13 protein-coding genes and 1 tRNA gene are annotated in these 16,953 nt (G+C 53.7%); 10 read left to right on the top strand and 4 right to left on the bottom strand.

The window, feature by feature from the left end; all coding sequences use genetic code 11:
- Nucleotides 1-29: 29 nt before the first annotated feature.
- Nucleotides 30-2,330: a transglutaminase family protein gene (locus RID21_RS15255; RefSeq protein WP_350190252.1), complete on the bottom strand. Its 2,301-nt coding sequence runs from the start codon at nucleotides 2,328-2,330 to the stop codon at nucleotides 30-32.
- 204 nt (nucleotides 2,331-2,534) lie between these two features.
- Here RID21_RS15255 and RID21_RS15250 point away from each other — a divergent pair, with 204 nt between their 5' ends.
- The 6 genes from RID21_RS15250 (at nucleotide 2,535) to RID21_RS15225 (ending at nucleotide 8,022) form a co-directional block, all read left to right on the top strand.
- The gene (locus RID21_RS15250) at nucleotides 2,535-3,977 is read left to right on the top strand and encodes a sulfatase family protein (protein WP_350190250.1); all 1,443 of its coding nucleotides are present in this window, start codon (nucleotides 2,535-2,537) and stop codon (nucleotides 3,975-3,977) included.
- Nucleotides 3,978-4,341: 364 nt separating this feature from the next.
- Entirely contained in the window at nucleotides 4,342-4,575 is a 234-nt protein-coding gene (gene csrA / locus RID21_RS15245; protein WP_350190248.1) for a carbon storage regulator CsrA, read from the top strand.
- Nucleotides 4,576-4,936: 361 nt separating this feature from the next.
- Nucleotides 4,937-6,337 carry a DUF1501 domain-containing protein gene (locus RID21_RS15240; protein WP_350190246.1) on the top strand — a complete coding sequence of 467 codons (1,401 nt, stop codon included), beginning with the start codon at nucleotides 4,937-4,939 and terminating at the stop codon, nucleotides 6,335-6,337.
- A gap of 140 nt (nucleotides 6,338-6,477) precedes the next feature.
- On the top strand, nucleotides 6,478-6,723 hold the full coding sequence (locus RID21_RS15235; RefSeq protein ID WP_145040567.1) for a LexA family protein: 246 nt from the start codon (nucleotides 6,478-6,480) through the stop codon (nucleotides 6,721-6,723).
- A gap of 58 nt (nucleotides 6,724-6,781) precedes the next feature.
- Nucleotides 6,782-7,582, top strand: a complete 801-nt coding sequence (locus tag RID21_RS15230; RefSeq protein ID WP_350190244.1) for a DODA-type extradiol aromatic ring-opening family dioxygenase — start codon at nucleotides 6,782-6,784, stop codon at nucleotides 7,580-7,582.
- Nucleotides 7,583-7,623: 41 nt separating this feature from the next.
- Nucleotides 7,624-8,022, top strand: coding sequence for a hypothetical protein (locus RID21_RS15225; protein ID WP_350190242.1), 399 nt, complete (start codon nucleotides 7,624-7,626; stop codon nucleotides 8,020-8,022).
- Between the two features lie 116 nt (nucleotides 8,023-8,138).
- Here the strand turns inward: RID21_RS15225 and RID21_RS15220 are convergent.
- Nucleotides 8,139-8,212 (bottom strand) — tRNA-Arg (locus RID21_RS15220).
- 312 nt (nucleotides 8,213-8,524) lie between these two features.
- Between RID21_RS15220 and RID21_RS15215 the strand changes: the two genes are divergently transcribed.
- Entirely contained in the window at nucleotides 8,525-10,180 is a 1,656-nt protein-coding gene (locus RID21_RS15215) for a Na/Pi cotransporter family protein (protein ID WP_145443649.1), read from the top strand.
- Between the two features lie 6 nt (nucleotides 10,181-10,186).
- Here the strand turns inward: RID21_RS15215 and RID21_RS15210 are convergent, their stop codons facing one another.
- Both RID21_RS15210 and RID21_RS15205 read right to left on the bottom strand, forming a co-directional pair.
- Nucleotides 10,187-11,287 carry an acyl-CoA dehydrogenase family protein gene (locus RID21_RS15210; protein WP_350190240.1) on the bottom strand — a complete coding sequence of 367 codons (1,101 nt, stop codon included), beginning with the start codon at nucleotides 11,285-11,287 and terminating at the stop codon, nucleotides 10,187-10,189.
- Nucleotides 11,288-11,417: 130 nt separating this feature from the next.
- Nucleotides 11,418-12,725, bottom strand: coding sequence for a hypothetical protein (locus RID21_RS15205; protein WP_350190238.1), 1,308 nt, complete (start codon nucleotides 12,723-12,725; stop codon nucleotides 11,418-11,420).
- Between the two features lie 220 nt (nucleotides 12,726-12,945).
- On the opposite strand from RID21_RS15205, the gene RID21_RS15200 reads away from it, so the two are divergent.
- From RID21_RS15200 to thiL, 3 genes are all read left to right on the top strand, one after another.
- Nucleotides 12,946-14,070: a tetratricopeptide repeat protein gene (locus tag RID21_RS15200; protein ID WP_350190236.1), complete on the top strand. Its 1,125-nt coding sequence runs from the start codon at nucleotides 12,946-12,948 to the stop codon at nucleotides 14,068-14,070.
- A gap of 457 nt (nucleotides 14,071-14,527) precedes the next feature.
- Nucleotides 14,528-15,787: a trypsin-like peptidase domain-containing protein gene (locus RID21_RS15195; protein ID WP_350190234.1), complete on the top strand. Its 1,260-nt coding sequence runs from the start codon at nucleotides 14,528-14,530 to the stop codon at nucleotides 15,785-15,787.
- Nucleotides 15,788-16,026: 239 nt separating this feature from the next.
- A complete protein-coding gene (gene thiL / locus RID21_RS15190; protein ID WP_350190232.1) occupies nucleotides 16,027-16,953 on the top strand; it encodes a thiamine-phosphate kinase in 927 nt (308 codons plus the stop codon).

Below are 16,953 nucleotides of genomic sequence, written 5' to 3'. Positions count from 1 at the left end.
CAGCTCTCCCCTCAGGCAGGTGCTTGACTTCAGTCCTGCTGCATTGTGTCCAGGTAGTTACGAAATTCGTGAATCCGTCGGAGATCAAAGCCTTCCGGTGATTTCTCCAGCAGATAATCGGTATCGGCGATCGCCTCGGCGATTCGTCCCGTCTGATAACGCAAAACGGCCCGCAGCCAGCGTTCCTGCAAGAGTTCCTCATCGATGGCAATCATCGTCTCTACGTAACGGAGCATGGCCTGCACATCCTCGTCGTCCCGGGCGAGATTCAACAGGTTGCGCAACATCCGCTGGATGATTTCTCGTTTGGGTTGCGCTTTGAGAAACTCGGCATCGAAGCGGCCTCCATTCGCTGTGAGAATCATCACCTTCGCGGCTTCATCACTCAGGGGTTCGCCCCCCTCGAAGACGTCCACCAGTTCTCCCTTTTCCGAAATGGAATTCACGCGGACCACAAAATGTCCTGGCAGCCCCACGCCATCAATGTCGAGGCCCAGGCGTCGTCCCAGTTCCATATACAATACGGAAAGTGTGATCGGCAGCCCCTCACGATCCTCAATCGTTTCGTTAATATAGCTGTTGGATCGGCTGTAATAGTTCGTACGGCTGCCATGGAAGCCCGTTTCATGAAACAGATACTGATTTAATGCTTTGAGCTTCGCTTTCGCACTGGCATCTTCGGGCAACGTCTTATTGATCTCATTGGCCATGCTCTTCATCTGGCCCAGATAGACCTTGGGGTCCACTTCATTATTGTCCAGACGCGCGATCAATAAAGCGGCTTCCATGAGGTCGATATCCGCTTCTTTTTTATCGCTGGCGAAAATTGCCTTGAGCTCATCGCGTACGGCACGTTCGTGGATTGACTGCGCCAACTGCTTCAGACGCTCGGCTTGTTTCTGCAGCAGTCGTGCCCGTTCCTGCAGAGCCTGCTGCGCCCGTCGCTCGTCAGTTTCCTTCACTACCGCCTCGATCAGATCTGCCTGGGGTGGACGATCCACGCGCAGGTCTTCCGTCAGATCCAGAATCTTTTGTGCGGTCTCTTTGGAAGGGCGGTAGGGGGGGATCTCGGAAGCAATCTGGAATCCACGGAACGAAGCCACCGTATTGCGAAACTTAGCCAGTCCAACTTTCCCCTCGGTATAGCGCTGGTCTTTGACCTCGAAAACCTTTTCATCGTTTACAAAGCAGAGGATGCGATCCTTCTCCAGGCGCACTTTCAGATGATTCCACTCCTCTTCGCGATAAGCGTTGCTCTTTTTCTCATCCAGCACCCGCCACAAAAAGACATCCGGCCCGTCAAAACGGCTGATCCGCAGACTCTTGTTGCTGGGATAGAACCCGTAGTGTTTTGTATTTTCATCAGAATAGAAAATCAGCCCCGCGGCTCCCGACTCATCATCAAGTTTGACCTCCACAGCCACTTCGTAAGGGAGTTCGGGCAATGCTTCCTGGGAGACACACAACGAACGGCTGCCCAGACCGGAGCCGAAGCCATCCACCTGGATCCGGCCGGCACGCTGTCGCCAGCGGGAACCGAACAGGGGCTTCCACAGATGCTCATCCAGAGTGCCGATAGTCAGCCAGCGATCGATGGGCACCGGGTTCGGCTTTTCCAGCAGTCCTTTTAAAGCACTGACATTCACAGCATATCCCAGGTTGCGGGTGACCGCTGACTTGAGTGTCACAATTCCCTGCACGCGTCCCTGAGAATCCAGGACCGGACCGCCACTGTTACCGGGTTCGATGGGAATCGCCAGTTGGAGCATCGGCTTACCATCAACTTCGCGGGTACCCGAGTTGACTCCCTTAACCACGCTGTAACGCAGTCCCTGGGGATTCCCCAGCACAACCACTTCCGCTCCCTGCTTGAGCGTATCAGGTTCAGCCAGCTTGAGTGGTTTGAGATTATCGACGGCGATTTTTAAGACCGCCAGATCCATCTGCCGATCGGTGGCGTAGACTTCCTGAACTTCATAACTGGTCCCATCTAAGAGTTGCACGGTAATCGGCCGTGCCTCTCCGATCACATGCAGGTTGGTCGCGATCAAGCCATTGGCGTCAATCACGAATCCGGTTCCCATGCCGGCTTCTTGTCCGTCACGCCCCGCGAAGGAAACAGACACCACCGATTCTTTGGCCCTTACCGCCAGATCCTCTGCTGATACCCCCGCATCTGACGCTGATGCCTGCGCTTCTGGACGTGGGGCCACCAGGGGTTGTTCCTCGGCCGCTCGTAACGCCAGGGGCATGAGCAGCAGACAGGTCAAACTGAAAACGGACAGGGCTGGGAATGAAACGCGTTCAGCCCGGCAAACTCGTCTGAACATGGGCAGGCATCCTCGTAAGGGGAAGGGGGTGAGCTACTTAATCACTCTGATTGTATGTGACCGGCTGGCAGAATGCAAAAAAGATCGTACTTTTCCCGTTTCCAGACAGGAGTTTACAACACGCTTGACGTTGCTGGCCTGAGATGACAAGCTGGAATCATGGTTCGGTGAATTGTCCCCAACTGTTCATTTAAGGCAGATCCCATGCGCTCCGTTCTGTTTTCATTTCTGATTGTTCTCAGCTGCCTCATCAGCCCCGCACAACAGGCAACTCAGGCCGCTACACAGCCTAATATTCTCTTCCTGTTTACCGACGACCAGGCCCCCTGGGCACTCGGAAAATCGGGGCATCCGCACGCCAGGACACCCCACATTGACCAGATCTTTCAGAACGGAGCTTACCTGGTCAATTCCTTCACAACCACGCCGGTCTGCAGTCCTTCACGGGCCAGTCTGGTCACCAGCCGCTACGGCAGTGAACTGGGCATCACAGACTGGCTGCATCCCCGCACGGAACCGGAACTCGGTTTGAAAAGCGATACCGTCACCTGGGTCAAGCTGCTTAACGACGCGGGCTACCGAACCGGCCTGATCGGAAAATGGCACCTGGGACTGCTCGATCAACAGCATCCGACCCGCTTCGGATACGATTACTTCATGGGTTTTCGCAGCGGAGGCAACGTGCCTAAAGATCCCACGCTCGAAGTAAATGGCAAAGATCAGAAGCTCGAAGGCCTGCTTCCCGACATCCTCGTCGATGATGCCATTCGTTTCATCAGCCAGGAATCAGACAAACCGTTCCTGTTGTCTCTGCACTTCCGCGCGCCGCACACACGCTGGCTGCCGGTCGCCAATGAAGACTGGGCGCCCTTTAAAGACCTTGATCCACAGATTCCGAACCCGGACTATCCGGATCTGAACACGAAGCGGGTTAAGCAGATGACCCGCGAATACCTGGCGAGCGTGGCCAGTGTGGACCGGAATGTCGGACGCCTGCTGGAGACACTGAAACAACTGAATCTGTCTGAAAATACAATCGTGATTTTCTCCAGCGACCATGGCTACAACATGGGACACAACGGCATCTGGCACAAAGGCAACGGGCACTGGGTACTCAATCACAATCCCCCTGCTACGAAGAACATTCCCAAGGGGCAGCGGCCTAACATGTACGACAACTCCATCCGCGTTCCTACAGCCGTGCTCTGGCCCGGAGTCACACAATCCGGGCAGGTCGTTCAAGGAACCGTTTCGAATCTGGACTGGTTTCCGACGCTCCTGGAGATGGCCCAGGTCCCGATTCCTGCGAATCTGACAATTCGTGGCACGAGTTTTGTGCCCCTGCTGAAAAAAGAAAACGAGCAAGCCTGGGACAACGACTTTTACGCGGAGTACAGCACCAGGCATCAGTCACACACCCACATGCGAATGTACCGTACGCCGGAATGGAAACTGATCCGCGACTTTCTAAACCCTGAAAGAGATGAGCTTTACCATCTAACTACTGATCCGCAGGAAGCCACTAATCTCATCCAGTCCCAGGATCCGAAGGTCCAGAAAATCCGCGATGAACTGCACCAGAAGATCCTTTCGAACATGAAGTCGATCGACGACCCAGTGCTGCAGCAGGTCGGGCAGGGCTCCTGAAACGACATTTTTGTAAAAAAGTCAAAACTGGTCTTGCAAGAAAATTCAAACCGATATACAGTTCGCGCCAGCAATCAACTACTTGCCCGGCAGGAGCCGGCCGCATGCTCGCCGCTGGAGGAGCGAGCCCTTCCTATATAAGAGACACATGACAGCAAAATAGTTGCTGAATTGAGTCGAACGACTGACTCAATAGTCCTTTTGGTTGCCTGATTCTATCGCCGACACGTATCAGAGTTTGTCGGTGCACAGAGCGGAGTACTGTCGATCTACAGACAGATCGAGTTGCATCCGCATCCCACCCAGGCAGTGTTCGAGTTGTTTGAAACACGTTCTGTTCCGCATTACAAGAAGGAGTCTTTCAATGTTGGTCTTATCCCGCAAAATCAACGAATCCATTCAGATTGGCGACAACATCCAGATTACGATTATCGAAACCCGCAAGGGGACCGTGCGTCTGGGAATTAACGCCCCCCGGGAAATTCAGATTTCCCGTCCTGAGCAGGTCAAACAGACTGTGACTCAGGAAACCACCACACAGGAAGGAAACCGTGAGAATTCTCAGTTTTCCCTCTCCTTTTGTGGCACGATTTCCTGAACCGGTTTCGCAGATCGGACAGCCGGAGGAAGCGCACCCGCGCCTTCCTGCCCCTGTCCGGGCGAAACCCTGCCACCACAGCCTGCCGACCTCCCACCACGACTGAATCCGCCCGCCGGTCTCTCTGAATCCTTTTGAATTTTCCAGGTCCCCTGTCGGGCTCAACGTACGCGCCGACAGTGGGACGGGACCAGGCATTAAGTCTGGAGAAACAGACAAACGCATCAATTTCCACTTGTGTGTATCCATGCTCACGGTTAGAATCTAAACAACCCTGCGAAATTCCTGCATCCCGACATCACAAAGTGCCCCCCGAAGTAATTGACGTTCCCGCCTGTATCCACAAGCCAGAGGTAACTTCATGAGTGCTGACCGTTCTGTTTACTGTCCCGGCCCAATGTCACGCCGCAGTTTTCTTCAGGCCGGTTACATGGCACTGGGAGGTCTGGGGCTGGCCGACCTGCTTCGTCAGCGCGTACTGGCTAACTCACTCAATCCCCAGGCAGGAAACCGGGAAGACACCGCAGTGATTTTCATCTGGCTGCTGGGTGGCCCCAGTCATATGGAAACGTATGACATGAAACCCAACGCCCCCAGTGACTATCGCGGACAGCTCAATCCCATCGCCACACGGACGCCCGGTATGGAGATCTGCGAGCTGCTTCCACTACACGCGAAAGTCGCCGACAAATTTTCGATCATCCGCTCCATCTCGCATGAAGACTCACAACATGCCCGTGGTTCAGTCCGTTTTCTGAGCGGTCGTAAAACGCAGAGCGTTAACCCGGTCTCCGAGTTTCCTACCGTTGGCCCCATCGTCGCGAAGATGCGCGAGCACCGTCGCGTCGGCGTTCCCAATTATGTCGCCAGTTCTCCACGGGCTTACGGGGGTGGCAGTGCCTACCTGGGTGAATCTGCGATGCCTTTTGTCGTGGGTGGGAATCCGGGTGCGCCGGGTTACTCAGTGCCCAACCTCTCGGTTTCCAACAGTGTCAAAGATCGCCTCGATGACCGGCTGGGACTGCTGCAGTCGTTTGACAACTTCCGCAGAGACGTCGACCTGCACGGCTCCATGCAGGCCCTGGATAACATCAATGAACAGGCCCTGGGCATGCTGACCAGTGATAAGGCCCGTCAGGCATTTGATCTGTCACAAGAGAGCGACGCCACCCGCGACCGTTACGGTAGACATAAATGGGGTCAGCGGGCATTGCTGGCACGGCGACTGGTCGAAGCGGGCACCAGCTTCGTCACGATGTACATGAACAACCCCGACATTCCCGGTACCCAGAAAAACCGCATCCATTCCAACTGGGACATCCACGCGATTAACGGTGACCTGTATTACGACCTGAGTGTGCGGATGCCGCCGTTTGACCGGGCCGTTTCGGCACTGATTGAAGACATTTATGCACGCGGTCTGGATAAGAGAGTCCTGCTGGTCGTCTCAGGAGAATTCGGCCGCACACCCCGGATTGATGTGAAACCCGGCACCAAAAGCAAGGTCATGCAACCGGGCCGCGATCACTGGCCGGGGGCGATGTCGGTGCTGGTCTCCGGGGGTGGTGCTCCCATGGGACAGGTCATCGGCTCAACAACCGCCAAGGGAGAATACGCCAAGGACAACAAGCTGGATCCTAACGATCTGCTGGCCACTGTCTACCACTTCATGGGCATTGACCAGAATCACGAATTCCTGGACCGCAGCGGCCGCCCCATGCCCATTCTGCCTCATGGTTCGCCGATCAAAGAACTGATCTAAGCTGGCACGTTCAGTTGCATTTTCCGACGCCAGAAGATAAATCTGCTCTGGAATTTCCACAGGCTGTCTGTCAAAATTCCAACAGGCCCTGTGATCCCGTTGAGGGTCTGACTGATTTCTCCATCGATCAGGTTAAGAGCATGAAACGACTCACAGTAAAACAGCAGGCGATCCTCAGTTTCATCCGCGTTTACCGAGCCAGAGCAGGGGCCGCCCCCACCGTACGGGAAATCGGCGCCGCCTTCGGCATCAGATCCACCAACGGCGTTGTCGACCACCTCAAAGCCCTGGAACACAAAGGCCGCCTCAAACGCATCGGCACCATGCCCCGCGGCATCGAAGTCATCGAAAACCTGCGTATGCGATTTTCAGGGACCGTTTCCTGAGCAAATCGGAATCACATCCTCCTCTTTCGGCAGCCAGCAGCATTGAGAGAAGCAGGTCATGACGAAACAGTCCCCGAAAGCACTGTTCCTCTCACATGGGGGCGGCCCACTGCCGCTGCTGGGGGATCCCGGCCATCGTGAAATGGTTTCCTGCCTGAAACAGATTGCCTCCCAAATCCCCAGACCCGCTGCGATAGTGATCGTGAGTGCCCACTGGGAAGAGTCGCTGCCCACCATCACGGCCGGGGAACAGCCACCTTTGATCTATGACTACCACGGGTTTCCGGAAGAGTCCTATCAAATTCAGTATCCCTGCCCGGGCAAGCCTGTACTGGCGCACGAAGTCGCTGAACTCTTGCAACAAAGCAATATCGAAGCCCGACTGGATGAGATACGCGGATTTGATCATGGCATGTTTGTGCCTCTCAAAATCATGTATCCGGAAGCCGATATTCCCTGTGTCCAGCTGTCAATTGTGAATTCGCTGGAGCCACAGCAACACATCCAAATGGGTCAGGCACTGCAGTCACTTCACCAGCAAAACGTGCTGGTGATCGGCTCGGGATTTTCCTTCCATAATCTGGATGCCTTCTTCTCAGCCGAGACTCCGGAGTCGCAGAAAATGAATCAGTCATTTGAAGAGTGGCTCGTGGAAACGTGTTGCAGCACGGACTATTCGGAACCAGAGAGAATGCAGCGACTGACCGCATGGGCTGACGTTTATGGAGCCCGGTTCTGCCATCCCCGGGAAGAACATCTGCTGCCGCTCCACGTCTGCTACGGAGTCGCCCAGGCCCCGTGCAGCACTGTTTATGAGATTCAGATCTTAAACAAGAAGGCCAGCATGTTTCTGTGGTGAGTCAGTCTGTCTTCGTCATAAACGTGATTGGGACGCATTTCATGAACAGATTACCCAGGCCCTCCAGCGACAAGCCTCCCCGCAGCCGGACACTGCTGACTGTTCAGATTCTGCTGACCACCCTCACTGGTGTATTTACTTTACTCGCGTGGTTGAACGACATCGGTCCCTACTGGAGACTCTATGCCGGCCTGTTCGCAGGCAGCATGACAGCGTTTATCTTTCGCTCAGGGTGGCTCATTCCATGTACTGTTTATGGCACACTCTTTGGAATATTTATCGATCCCCCGATCAAAAGTGGCCCGATTGATGCCCAAATGAGGCAGACGGTATCGTTTCTCTGGAGCGGCGTAATCGCAGGGCTGGTGGTGGGAGTTGCCGTTGAGATCACATCGACAACATCAGATGATGAGCACACCAGCGTTGAAGATGCCACGTAACACAACGATGGACGTTAATCGCTCGGGAAGATTCAGAAGGGGATGTCGGGAGAGAAGGTGCAGGGCAGTTCAGGCCTCACCTCAATCAGCCCCGTAAGCAGCGGGCCAAAGCAGAATACCCCCGGCTGGGCTCGAACCAGCAACCTCTGGCTTCGGAAGCCAGCACTCTATCCAATTGAGCTACGGGGGCTTGTTGCGCCAAGTAAACGTTTAAACACGTATGTCAGCGAAAAAAGTGCGGAAATTGTTCTAAAACCGCCTTAGAACTGATTTACCGCGCCTGAAGCAATCCTACAAGGATCAGGGGCAAAATTTTGGGAGTCTCTGCCAAGACAGGCCGCCTACTCCCTTGTATTCTCACCTGATCTACATAATAACTATGCGAAATCTTAACGATAGTTTCACACACATCAAGACATACGAACACGATTAAACGCTCCCGTTTTGCAGAAATCAGGGGAGTGAGACATCAACCACAGGGTCCAGAAACAACATGTTTGAAATGACGACCACCCTCATTGGCGGTCTGGGAATTTTCCTCCTGGGAATGAAGTACATGTCCCAGGGTCTTCAATCTATTGCAGGAGCCAGTTTGAGACGGCTGATTGGTGCCGTCACTAACAACCGGCTGCTGGCAACAGTTGTGGGCTTCCTGGTCACGGTTCTCGTTCAGTCCAGTTCTGTGACAACCGTGATGACTGTCGGGTTCGTCAATGGCGGCCTGATGTCACTGACACAGGCAATTGGCGTGATCATGGGCGCCAACGTCGGCACGACCGTTACCGGCTGGATTCTGGTGCTGAAGATCGGTAAGTACGGTCTCCCCATGCTGGGAATCGCGGCGTTTGTCTATCTGTTTTCCAAGAATGAACGACTGCGATACGTGGCCCTGGCGATCATGGGGGTCGGTATGGTCTTCTTTGGCTTACAGCTCATGAAAGAGTCTTGTAAGTTCATTCATGAGATGCCGGAGTTCCGCCAGTGGTTTCTGCATTTCCAGGCCAATACGTTTCTGGGAGTCTTCCAGTGTATGCTGGTGGGCTGCATTCTGACTGTGCTTGTGCAGTCCTCTTCTGCAACCCTGGGAATTACCATCTCCCTGGCATCCAGTGGTCTGATTCCCTTCGAAACGGCAGCAGCGCTCGTTCTGGGAGAAAACATTGGGACTACGGTTACTGCTTTGCTGGCTTCAATCGGTACCACAACGAATGCCCGTCGTGCCGCTTACTTCCATTTCCTGTTCAATATCGGCGGTGTGCTCTGGATTTCCGCAATCTTCTTCTGGTATGTCAAATTCATTCCCTGGTTGATTGACGTCGATGTGACTAAAGAGGTCGTGGTTAACGGCGAAGTGACCTTTCCGGAAACCGTCAAAGCTATCGCGGCCACCCATTCGGTGTTCAACATTCTGAATACACTTGTATTCCTGCCATTTGCCGGCAATATTGCCACGCTGCTCACCAAGATCGTCAGGGACAAACCTCAGGAAATTTCCCATCTGACCAGCCTGGATATCCGCATTCTGGAAACTCCGGTGCTGGCAATCGAACAGTCACGGGGCGAAGTACTCAAAATGGGCCGGCTCTGTGATGAAATGGTACAGATGCTGAAACGGATCCTTTCCCAGGACACGCCTGACCCACTGGAAGTAGAAGTCCTCTTTCAGCACGAGGAAGAGCTGGACCGGATGCAGGATGAAATCACCAGTTACATCACGCATCTGCTGGCGATGGATCTCTCTCAGGAAGTCATTGCCCAGGGTCGTTGCCAGTTGAGAATGGCGGATGAATACGAATCGATCAGCGACTATCTGCAGCGGATTGCCAAATTCCGGCTTAAATTGAAAAAGCAGGGCCGAAGCTTCGACGAATCGCATAACGATTCCCTGCTTGAAGTGCTGACGATGGTCGAACACCAGTTGCATCAGGTGACTGAGGCTTATCAGCACGAAAACCGGGACATTGTGGATTCGACCGTGCACTCCGGCAATGAGATCAAAAACAAGGTCAAGTCGCTCTCCAGGGAGCACCTGGACTACCTTTCCGAAGAGAAGGTCGATCCCTATATCAACGTCTCTTACACATCCACACTGAATGCCATGCGGCGTGTGCGGGATCACATCATCAACCTGGCCGAAGCCATGGCCGGAGAAAAGTAATCAGCTTCAGTCGAGCACGCAGGCAAACTCCCGCATATTGGCATGTACGACCGGTTGCGGGCAGGACCAGACCAGGAAGAACATCGCCTCGCGAATGGCCCGTTCGGCAGGGTGCCCTTTGACAAAACCCGCTCCTTTCACAGCGGCCAGCAGCGCCTGTGAAGACCGCAGCACCAGCGAATTCGATCGCTCGCGGATTTTCTCAGAAAAAGTACCGTTCAAGGTTCCTGCTTCCAGAGTCTCGAACATCTCGCGGTAAATTCCCGCGCATTCTGCATGCAGGGGCTCATAGATCTCCAGCAAATCTGCACGTTTTTCAGCTTCTTCCTGCAACCGGGCGATCGCCCGTCGTGCCACTCCCAATGCGAGAGCAGAGGTCGTCAGTGAACCGGCGCCGCCCTGGCCATCGGGGCGTTTCATCACCTGTTCCACAGGACCTGCGATCAGATGTTCTGAGGGAATCTGTACCTGGCTCAGTTTGACCGCCCCTGTGTGGGATCCGGTCATCGAGAGCATCTCGATCGGCGACTGCGGGTCTACGCCGTTCGCCTTCGTATCGACGAGTGCCAGAATCTGGGTTCCATCTTCACAGACACCACCGGTCACAATGTAGTCGGCGTGGACGGCCCCGGTGACCCAGGGAACGAACCCATCGAGAATCCAGCCGTTATCATCCGAACGCGCACTCACGGTCGGCTTCTTTAAATGCTGACGAGAAGTAGTCAAATGCGAAATACCGACGGTGGCGAACTTCGTTCCGTTGACCAGTTCCTGAAATACGGTGGTTTTGAAATCAGTATCCGCGGACCAGTTGATCCGCTGACAGGCCGCATTGAACTGGGTCAGTACGAATGTTGTCGTGAGACAGGCTTCTGCCAGGCGAATATAACCATAGGTCATTTCAAGGGAGTCAAAATCTGCTCCTCCAAACTCCACAGGGACATTCCAGCCCAGGACACCAGCCTCTTTCAGTGCATTCCAGGCTTCTGCAGGCCAGTTCAACTCTGCCTCCGCACCAGTGGCCAGTTGGGCCAGGGTGGCGGTCAGTTGCTCAAATTCCTCGGTAAACCGTGAGGGAGGGTTTCCGTTCGCTAAATCTGCAGACATCAGATCACTCGTACTTGAAAGAATAAAAAAGTCGTTTCGTAATACTCAGTTTATAAAAAAAACCTCATACTCGAAAGTATGAGGCTGATTTAGACGATCGCAGTCTGCAGGGAGAGATCCTGCAGTGCAATTAGTTACAGGTCGAACAGGCTGGCTCACAGACCTGAACCAGTACCTTTTTGGGTACTCTACGGCAGACCTGAACCGGAACCTCTTTTTCGACAGTGTAGGGCACACAGACTGTGTAAGACTGCTGCACGACACGGGGCACCCGCTTACAGACGGTTACCTTACGGGTGCAGGTACGCTGCTCGGGAACGCAGACGGTGTAGTTTACCTGGCGAGTTTTTTCCTCTTTGACGAAGGAACAGACTTTGACATCGCAGGTCCGAGTTTCCTGACGGCAGAGTTGCACCTGATAGTTATACTGCTGAGGCACACATTTCACGTCGCAGACTTTGACAGTGCGTGTCCGGGTTTCAGGTCGGCAGAGCTGAACGTTGTAAGTATATTTCTCGGGTACACAGACGGTCTCACAAACCTGCACGGTGCAAGTCCGTTGCTCTGGCTTACAGCACTGAACTTCATAGGTGAATGGCACCTGTTCGCACTGCTGCTGGTATGACGTGTATTCGACCTTTTTCTGTACAATCTTCGGCACCCAGACCCGCTGTGTGCAGACGGGAGTACAGGCGGGCTGACAACAGTCGCCACAGGTCCCGCAATCACCGCAGGCAGGGGCAGGGCAGGCGGTCTCGATAGGACGATCTTCCCAGTGTCCCTGATCTTCACAGACGGTTCGATAGCGTTTGACGGGCACGCATTTCATGACGGTCCGCATGCCGGTCCGTTTTTCGGTGTAAGGCACGTTGACCGTGTAGGTCTGCTGGACGTCTTTGGTAACGACTTTCTGAACCATCCGGGTCGCGGTCCGCTGTTCGGTGTAGGGAACGTTGACCGTGTATTCCTGCTGCTCATCTCGCCAGGACCGCTTTTCGACCATGCGGGTCGCAGTACGGGTTTCGTAGTAGGGCACGTTGACGGTGTAGGATTTCTGAGAGGTCTTCCAGATCGGTTTACAGACGACATACTTCTCAGTCCGTATGCGGACTTCCGGAACATACGCCGTGTAAGTCTGAGTGATCTCTTTCACCTCAGGCACATTATCGTAGACGGTGACATCCCGCTGCCGCGTCTCTGTCCGGTAAGCGGTACAGTGAACCTTGCGGGTTTCAGTTACCATCTCGGGCACCATCACAGTCTGTTCGACTGTCTTGCAGGCGGGTTTGCAGGTGATCGTCGCACAGGGATCACATCCGCTAACACAAGGTGCAGAGCTCACACAACACAACTGCGATCGACACTTACCTGCCTGAACTGCAGTGGTCATCATCATGATGGCTGCAGCCACACTCACTAATTTGAGTATCGATTTCACGATTCTCCCCTTTCGATCATTGTTCTAACATCATAGTTCCGGAAGACAACGTACCCGTAAAATCAGATCGCACTGGGTTGGATTTCCCTGAAATTTGAAAACGGTTATACGCGCATCTAGCATACCATGTTAACATAGGAATTCTACAGAAAATATCAATTATAACGAAAAACTAACAATCACAAAGAACTTACGACCAGCCCACCCCACGAGCAACCATATGTCCACCTCTTTAAAGTTTAGCCCCCGACCAGGCCTCCTGCTGGGATACCTGCTTTTATGCTGCCTGCCTGCTGCCAGTGCGGAAAATCAGAAACTCGCTCCGCACACTCGGATTGTGACATCCCGGGAAGCCGATCTGAAAACCGCTGAAGGCATCAAACAGAAACTCAACCCCGGAGAAGTGGTTCTCATCACGGAAAAGAACCAGGAGTGGCTCTGGGTGCCTCTGTTGGGAGGCTGGGTGCGGGAGAGTGATGTCAGAATCCCGGGCGATCTTATTTCATATCTGGACAAGGCAATTCAAGAGAAGCCAACCGTGGAGCGATACCAGCTCCGAGCTATTGCCCGCCAGGAGCTGAAACAATACGAGTCGGCAATAGCTGACATTGAAGCAGCAATCAAACTTAAACCAGACAACGCTCATCTGTATATTAACCGGGCCGGTATTCGACGTTTACAACAGCAGAGTCGGGCGGCCCTGGACGATCTGAATCACGCGATCAAACTGGCCCCGCACAGCGCACACGCCTATCAGCTGCGGGGCATGCTTTACCTGGAAGACCATCAGCCAAAATTCGCGATCGATGATTTCAATCGGGCTTTAAAACGGAATCCCAAAACAGTGGACTCACTCAATGCCCGCGGCATCGCCTATCTGGAACAGGGGAAACCCGATCTGGCACTGAAAGACTTCGACGAAGCAATCAAGCTCAACAACTTCGTATCGCAAGTATTTGGAAATCGAGCCGGCGTCTGGGAAGAGAAACAACAATATGCAGCGGCGATAAAAGATTATCAGCGGGCGATTGAACTCAATCCACTCTCACCGATCATACACAATGATCTGGCCTGGCTTTACGCAACCTGCCAGGCCCCGGAATTCCGAAACCCCAAAGCAGCGGTGCTGCATGCGAAACAGGCCTGTGAACTGACAGAGTCAGAGGATGCCAATCTGCTTGACACATTAGCGACTGCCTATCAGGCCAATGACCAGCTCGATCTGGCCATAAACACACTGGAATCCGCCATCCAGAAAGCTGCTCCCGAAGGTAAATCTGAAATGCAGGAGAAGCTGTCAAATTACAGAAAAATGCAGGATCTCGCTCAAGATCAACAGGATTAAGCAACCTGAACACCGTTCACAGTCTAATTTTAGTGTCTGAAGGTGGTCTCCGCAGCTATCCAATCTGGCCGGCATGAGCCTTTTTCGGAATCCCCAAATAGAAACCGAAAAGCGACAACGCGACAATCCGCACGCCTTACCTAAATTTACGCCCTGTCAACTAGGTAAACTATTCCAGAGAGACTGTTCATAATTAAGACACCAAAGAATTCATTCCGATACCCAGTTCTACGGAGCATTGATGGATCGCCTCCGGTCGGTAGATGGAACTAGGACACGCGAGTAATCGCACCGCCACCTCGATGAACTGAGCCACCGAATGATTAAGTGCTTTTATAGACTCACACTGTGCACTCTGATTCTTGCAACAGGAGCGGGTGCCCTATGTGAGCAGAGTATAGCTTCCGATGTACGGAAAACGCCTCTTGTCCGCGCCATTGAGCGTGCTAAGACGTCTGTGGTCAACATCCACAGCGAAAAGACAGCACGTACCGACGATTCACTGTTTGGTTCCGGCAAGAGCCGCAAAGTAAACGGTATGGGGACCGGCATTGTTGTCGATCCCCGTGGATACATTGTCACCAATCATCATGTCATCGACGGCGTCGACGCGCTGCGTGTGACCATGATTGACGGCAGCACCTACAATGCCCGGATCGTCTCTTCCAACCAGAGCGAAGACCTGGCGATTATCAAAATCAACCCGAACAAAAAACTGACCGTCATGCCTCCCGGTACGTCCTCGGACCTGATGCTGGGTGAAACCGTGATTGCCGTCGGTAATGCCTTCGGATACGAACATACTGTGACTTCCGGTATTATCAGCTCCCTCTCACGGGACGTGGAAGTTAACGAAAAACAGTCTTACAAGAACCTGATCCAGACCGATGCCAGCATCAATCCGGGAAACAGCGGCGGGCCACTGCTCAACCTGGACGGAGAAGTTGTCGGCATTAACGTCGCCATTCGTGCTGGTGCTCAGCGTATCGGGTTTGCGATTCCCATCGACGATGCCCGTCAGATCATCGCCGACCTGATCAGCAGCGAGTTGATCGATCACACCTACCATGGAATCCATGCGAAAGACATCAAGCAGGGTGACAAACAGATGCTGGTTCTGAAAGTACCAGCAAAAGATAGCCCCGCTGAAAAATCAGGACTTCTGAAGGACGACATCATCATGAAAGCCGGTTCGGTCAACATCGTCGACCGGGCTGACCTTGAGCGTGCTTTCATGGGACACAAACCGGGCGATACAATTGACCTGCTGATTCGTCGTCAGGATAAAACCCAGACGGTGCAGATCACACTGGCTGATGCCGGCACAGTTGCCCGGACGACTCCAGTCAGTGCTCCCGTAGTACGTGCCCAGAACAACGAAATTGCCATGGACCCGACTGCCGAGAAGACCTGGGAAGTCCTGGGAATTAAACTGGCAAAGATCCCTGACTCTCAGAAGCACCTGCTGAGCCCTCGTTATGAGGGAGGCATGCTGATCGAAGACGTACGTCCTCACAGCCCTGCCGCCATGAACGGTATGCGTCGGGGTGACATCCTCGTCGGGCTGCACATCTGGGAAACCGTGAACCTCAGCAACGTGTCCTACGTTCTGAGCAATTCCAAACTTTCCAGCTTCAATCCGCTGAAGTTCTACATCCTGCGACAGAACGAAACGCTCTACGGACACCTGCCACTGAATCTGGCTGGAAATCCTTAAGCTCAGTTAACAGATCCATCATTCAGTTCATCAACTGGATCCATCAGCCCGACACGCTTTTTGTATAAGCGTGCCGGGTTCTTTGTTTTACAGTCGCAGACTTCGAGCAACAGGCTGCAAACAGAATCTGTACCTCACCGACTCGCCAGGCAGGGCTCTTGTCTGATATGATGAGCTTCGTTGTCGAACTCACATAGACTCGATTTACAGTCCAACCAGCCCCGCTTTTAGAATCACCTATGGCTGCCGCTTTCCACGAATTTGATCTGATCAAATGGATCCAGACACGTTGTCCGACTCCTCCGCATGATCTGCAGAGCATCGGCGATGATACAGCCATTGTGCAACCGCAGGCGGGCTGGGAACTGCTGCTGGCAACCGACATGTTAATGGAAGGGACGCATTTCACGTTTCCTCCTGCGACTCCTGAACTGGCCGGCCGCAAATCGCTGGCAGTGAATCTCAGTGACATCGCCGCGATGGCGGGAGAACCGCATTCCGCTCTCGTCAGTCTGGCGTTACCCCGTTCGCGGGGTGCTGAATTTGCCAAGTCTGTCATGCAGGGACTGATTGATCTGGCCAGAGAATTTCACGTTGTGGTCATCGGCGGCGACACGAACACCTGGGACGGTCCACTGGTGATCAACGTCGCGGTCATGGGAATGGCTCCGACTCAGCAGTCGATAACACGTTCCAACGCCCGTGACGGGGACTGGATCTTCGTTACCGGCGCTCTGGGAGGCAGCCTGGCGTCACATCACCTGACCTTTACGCCACGCATCAGGGAAGCTTTGCTCCTCAGGGAAACGGTGTCCCTGCACGCGATGATCGACGTCAGCGATGGTCTGGCTTCCGATCTGCAGCATATTACGACTGAATCAGGCGTGGGAGCCATTATCCACTCAGAGCAGATTCCCATCAACGCCTGTCTTTCTGGCGTACTGACTGAAGCAGAGCGTCTGCAGAAGGCACTTTCCGACGGTGAAGACTTCGAATTGCTCTTTACCGTCTCACCTGAAGACGGACAACAGCTGCTCGAACAAAACCCGCTCTCAATCCCACTAACGCACCTGGGTGAAATCAACTCAGGGCAGGGAGCGTTTCTGCAACAGCCCGACGGTTCCCGCGTTTCGCTGGAACGAAGTGGCTGGCAGCATCAACTCTGA

The sequence above is a fragment of the Gimesia sp. genome, assembly GCF_040219335.1.
GTDB lineage: Bacteria > Planctomycetota > Planctomycetia > Planctomycetales > Planctomycetaceae > Gimesia.
The sequence above is the reverse complement of the archived record's forward strand: the minus strand, read 5'-3'. Positions and strand labels throughout refer to the sequence as shown.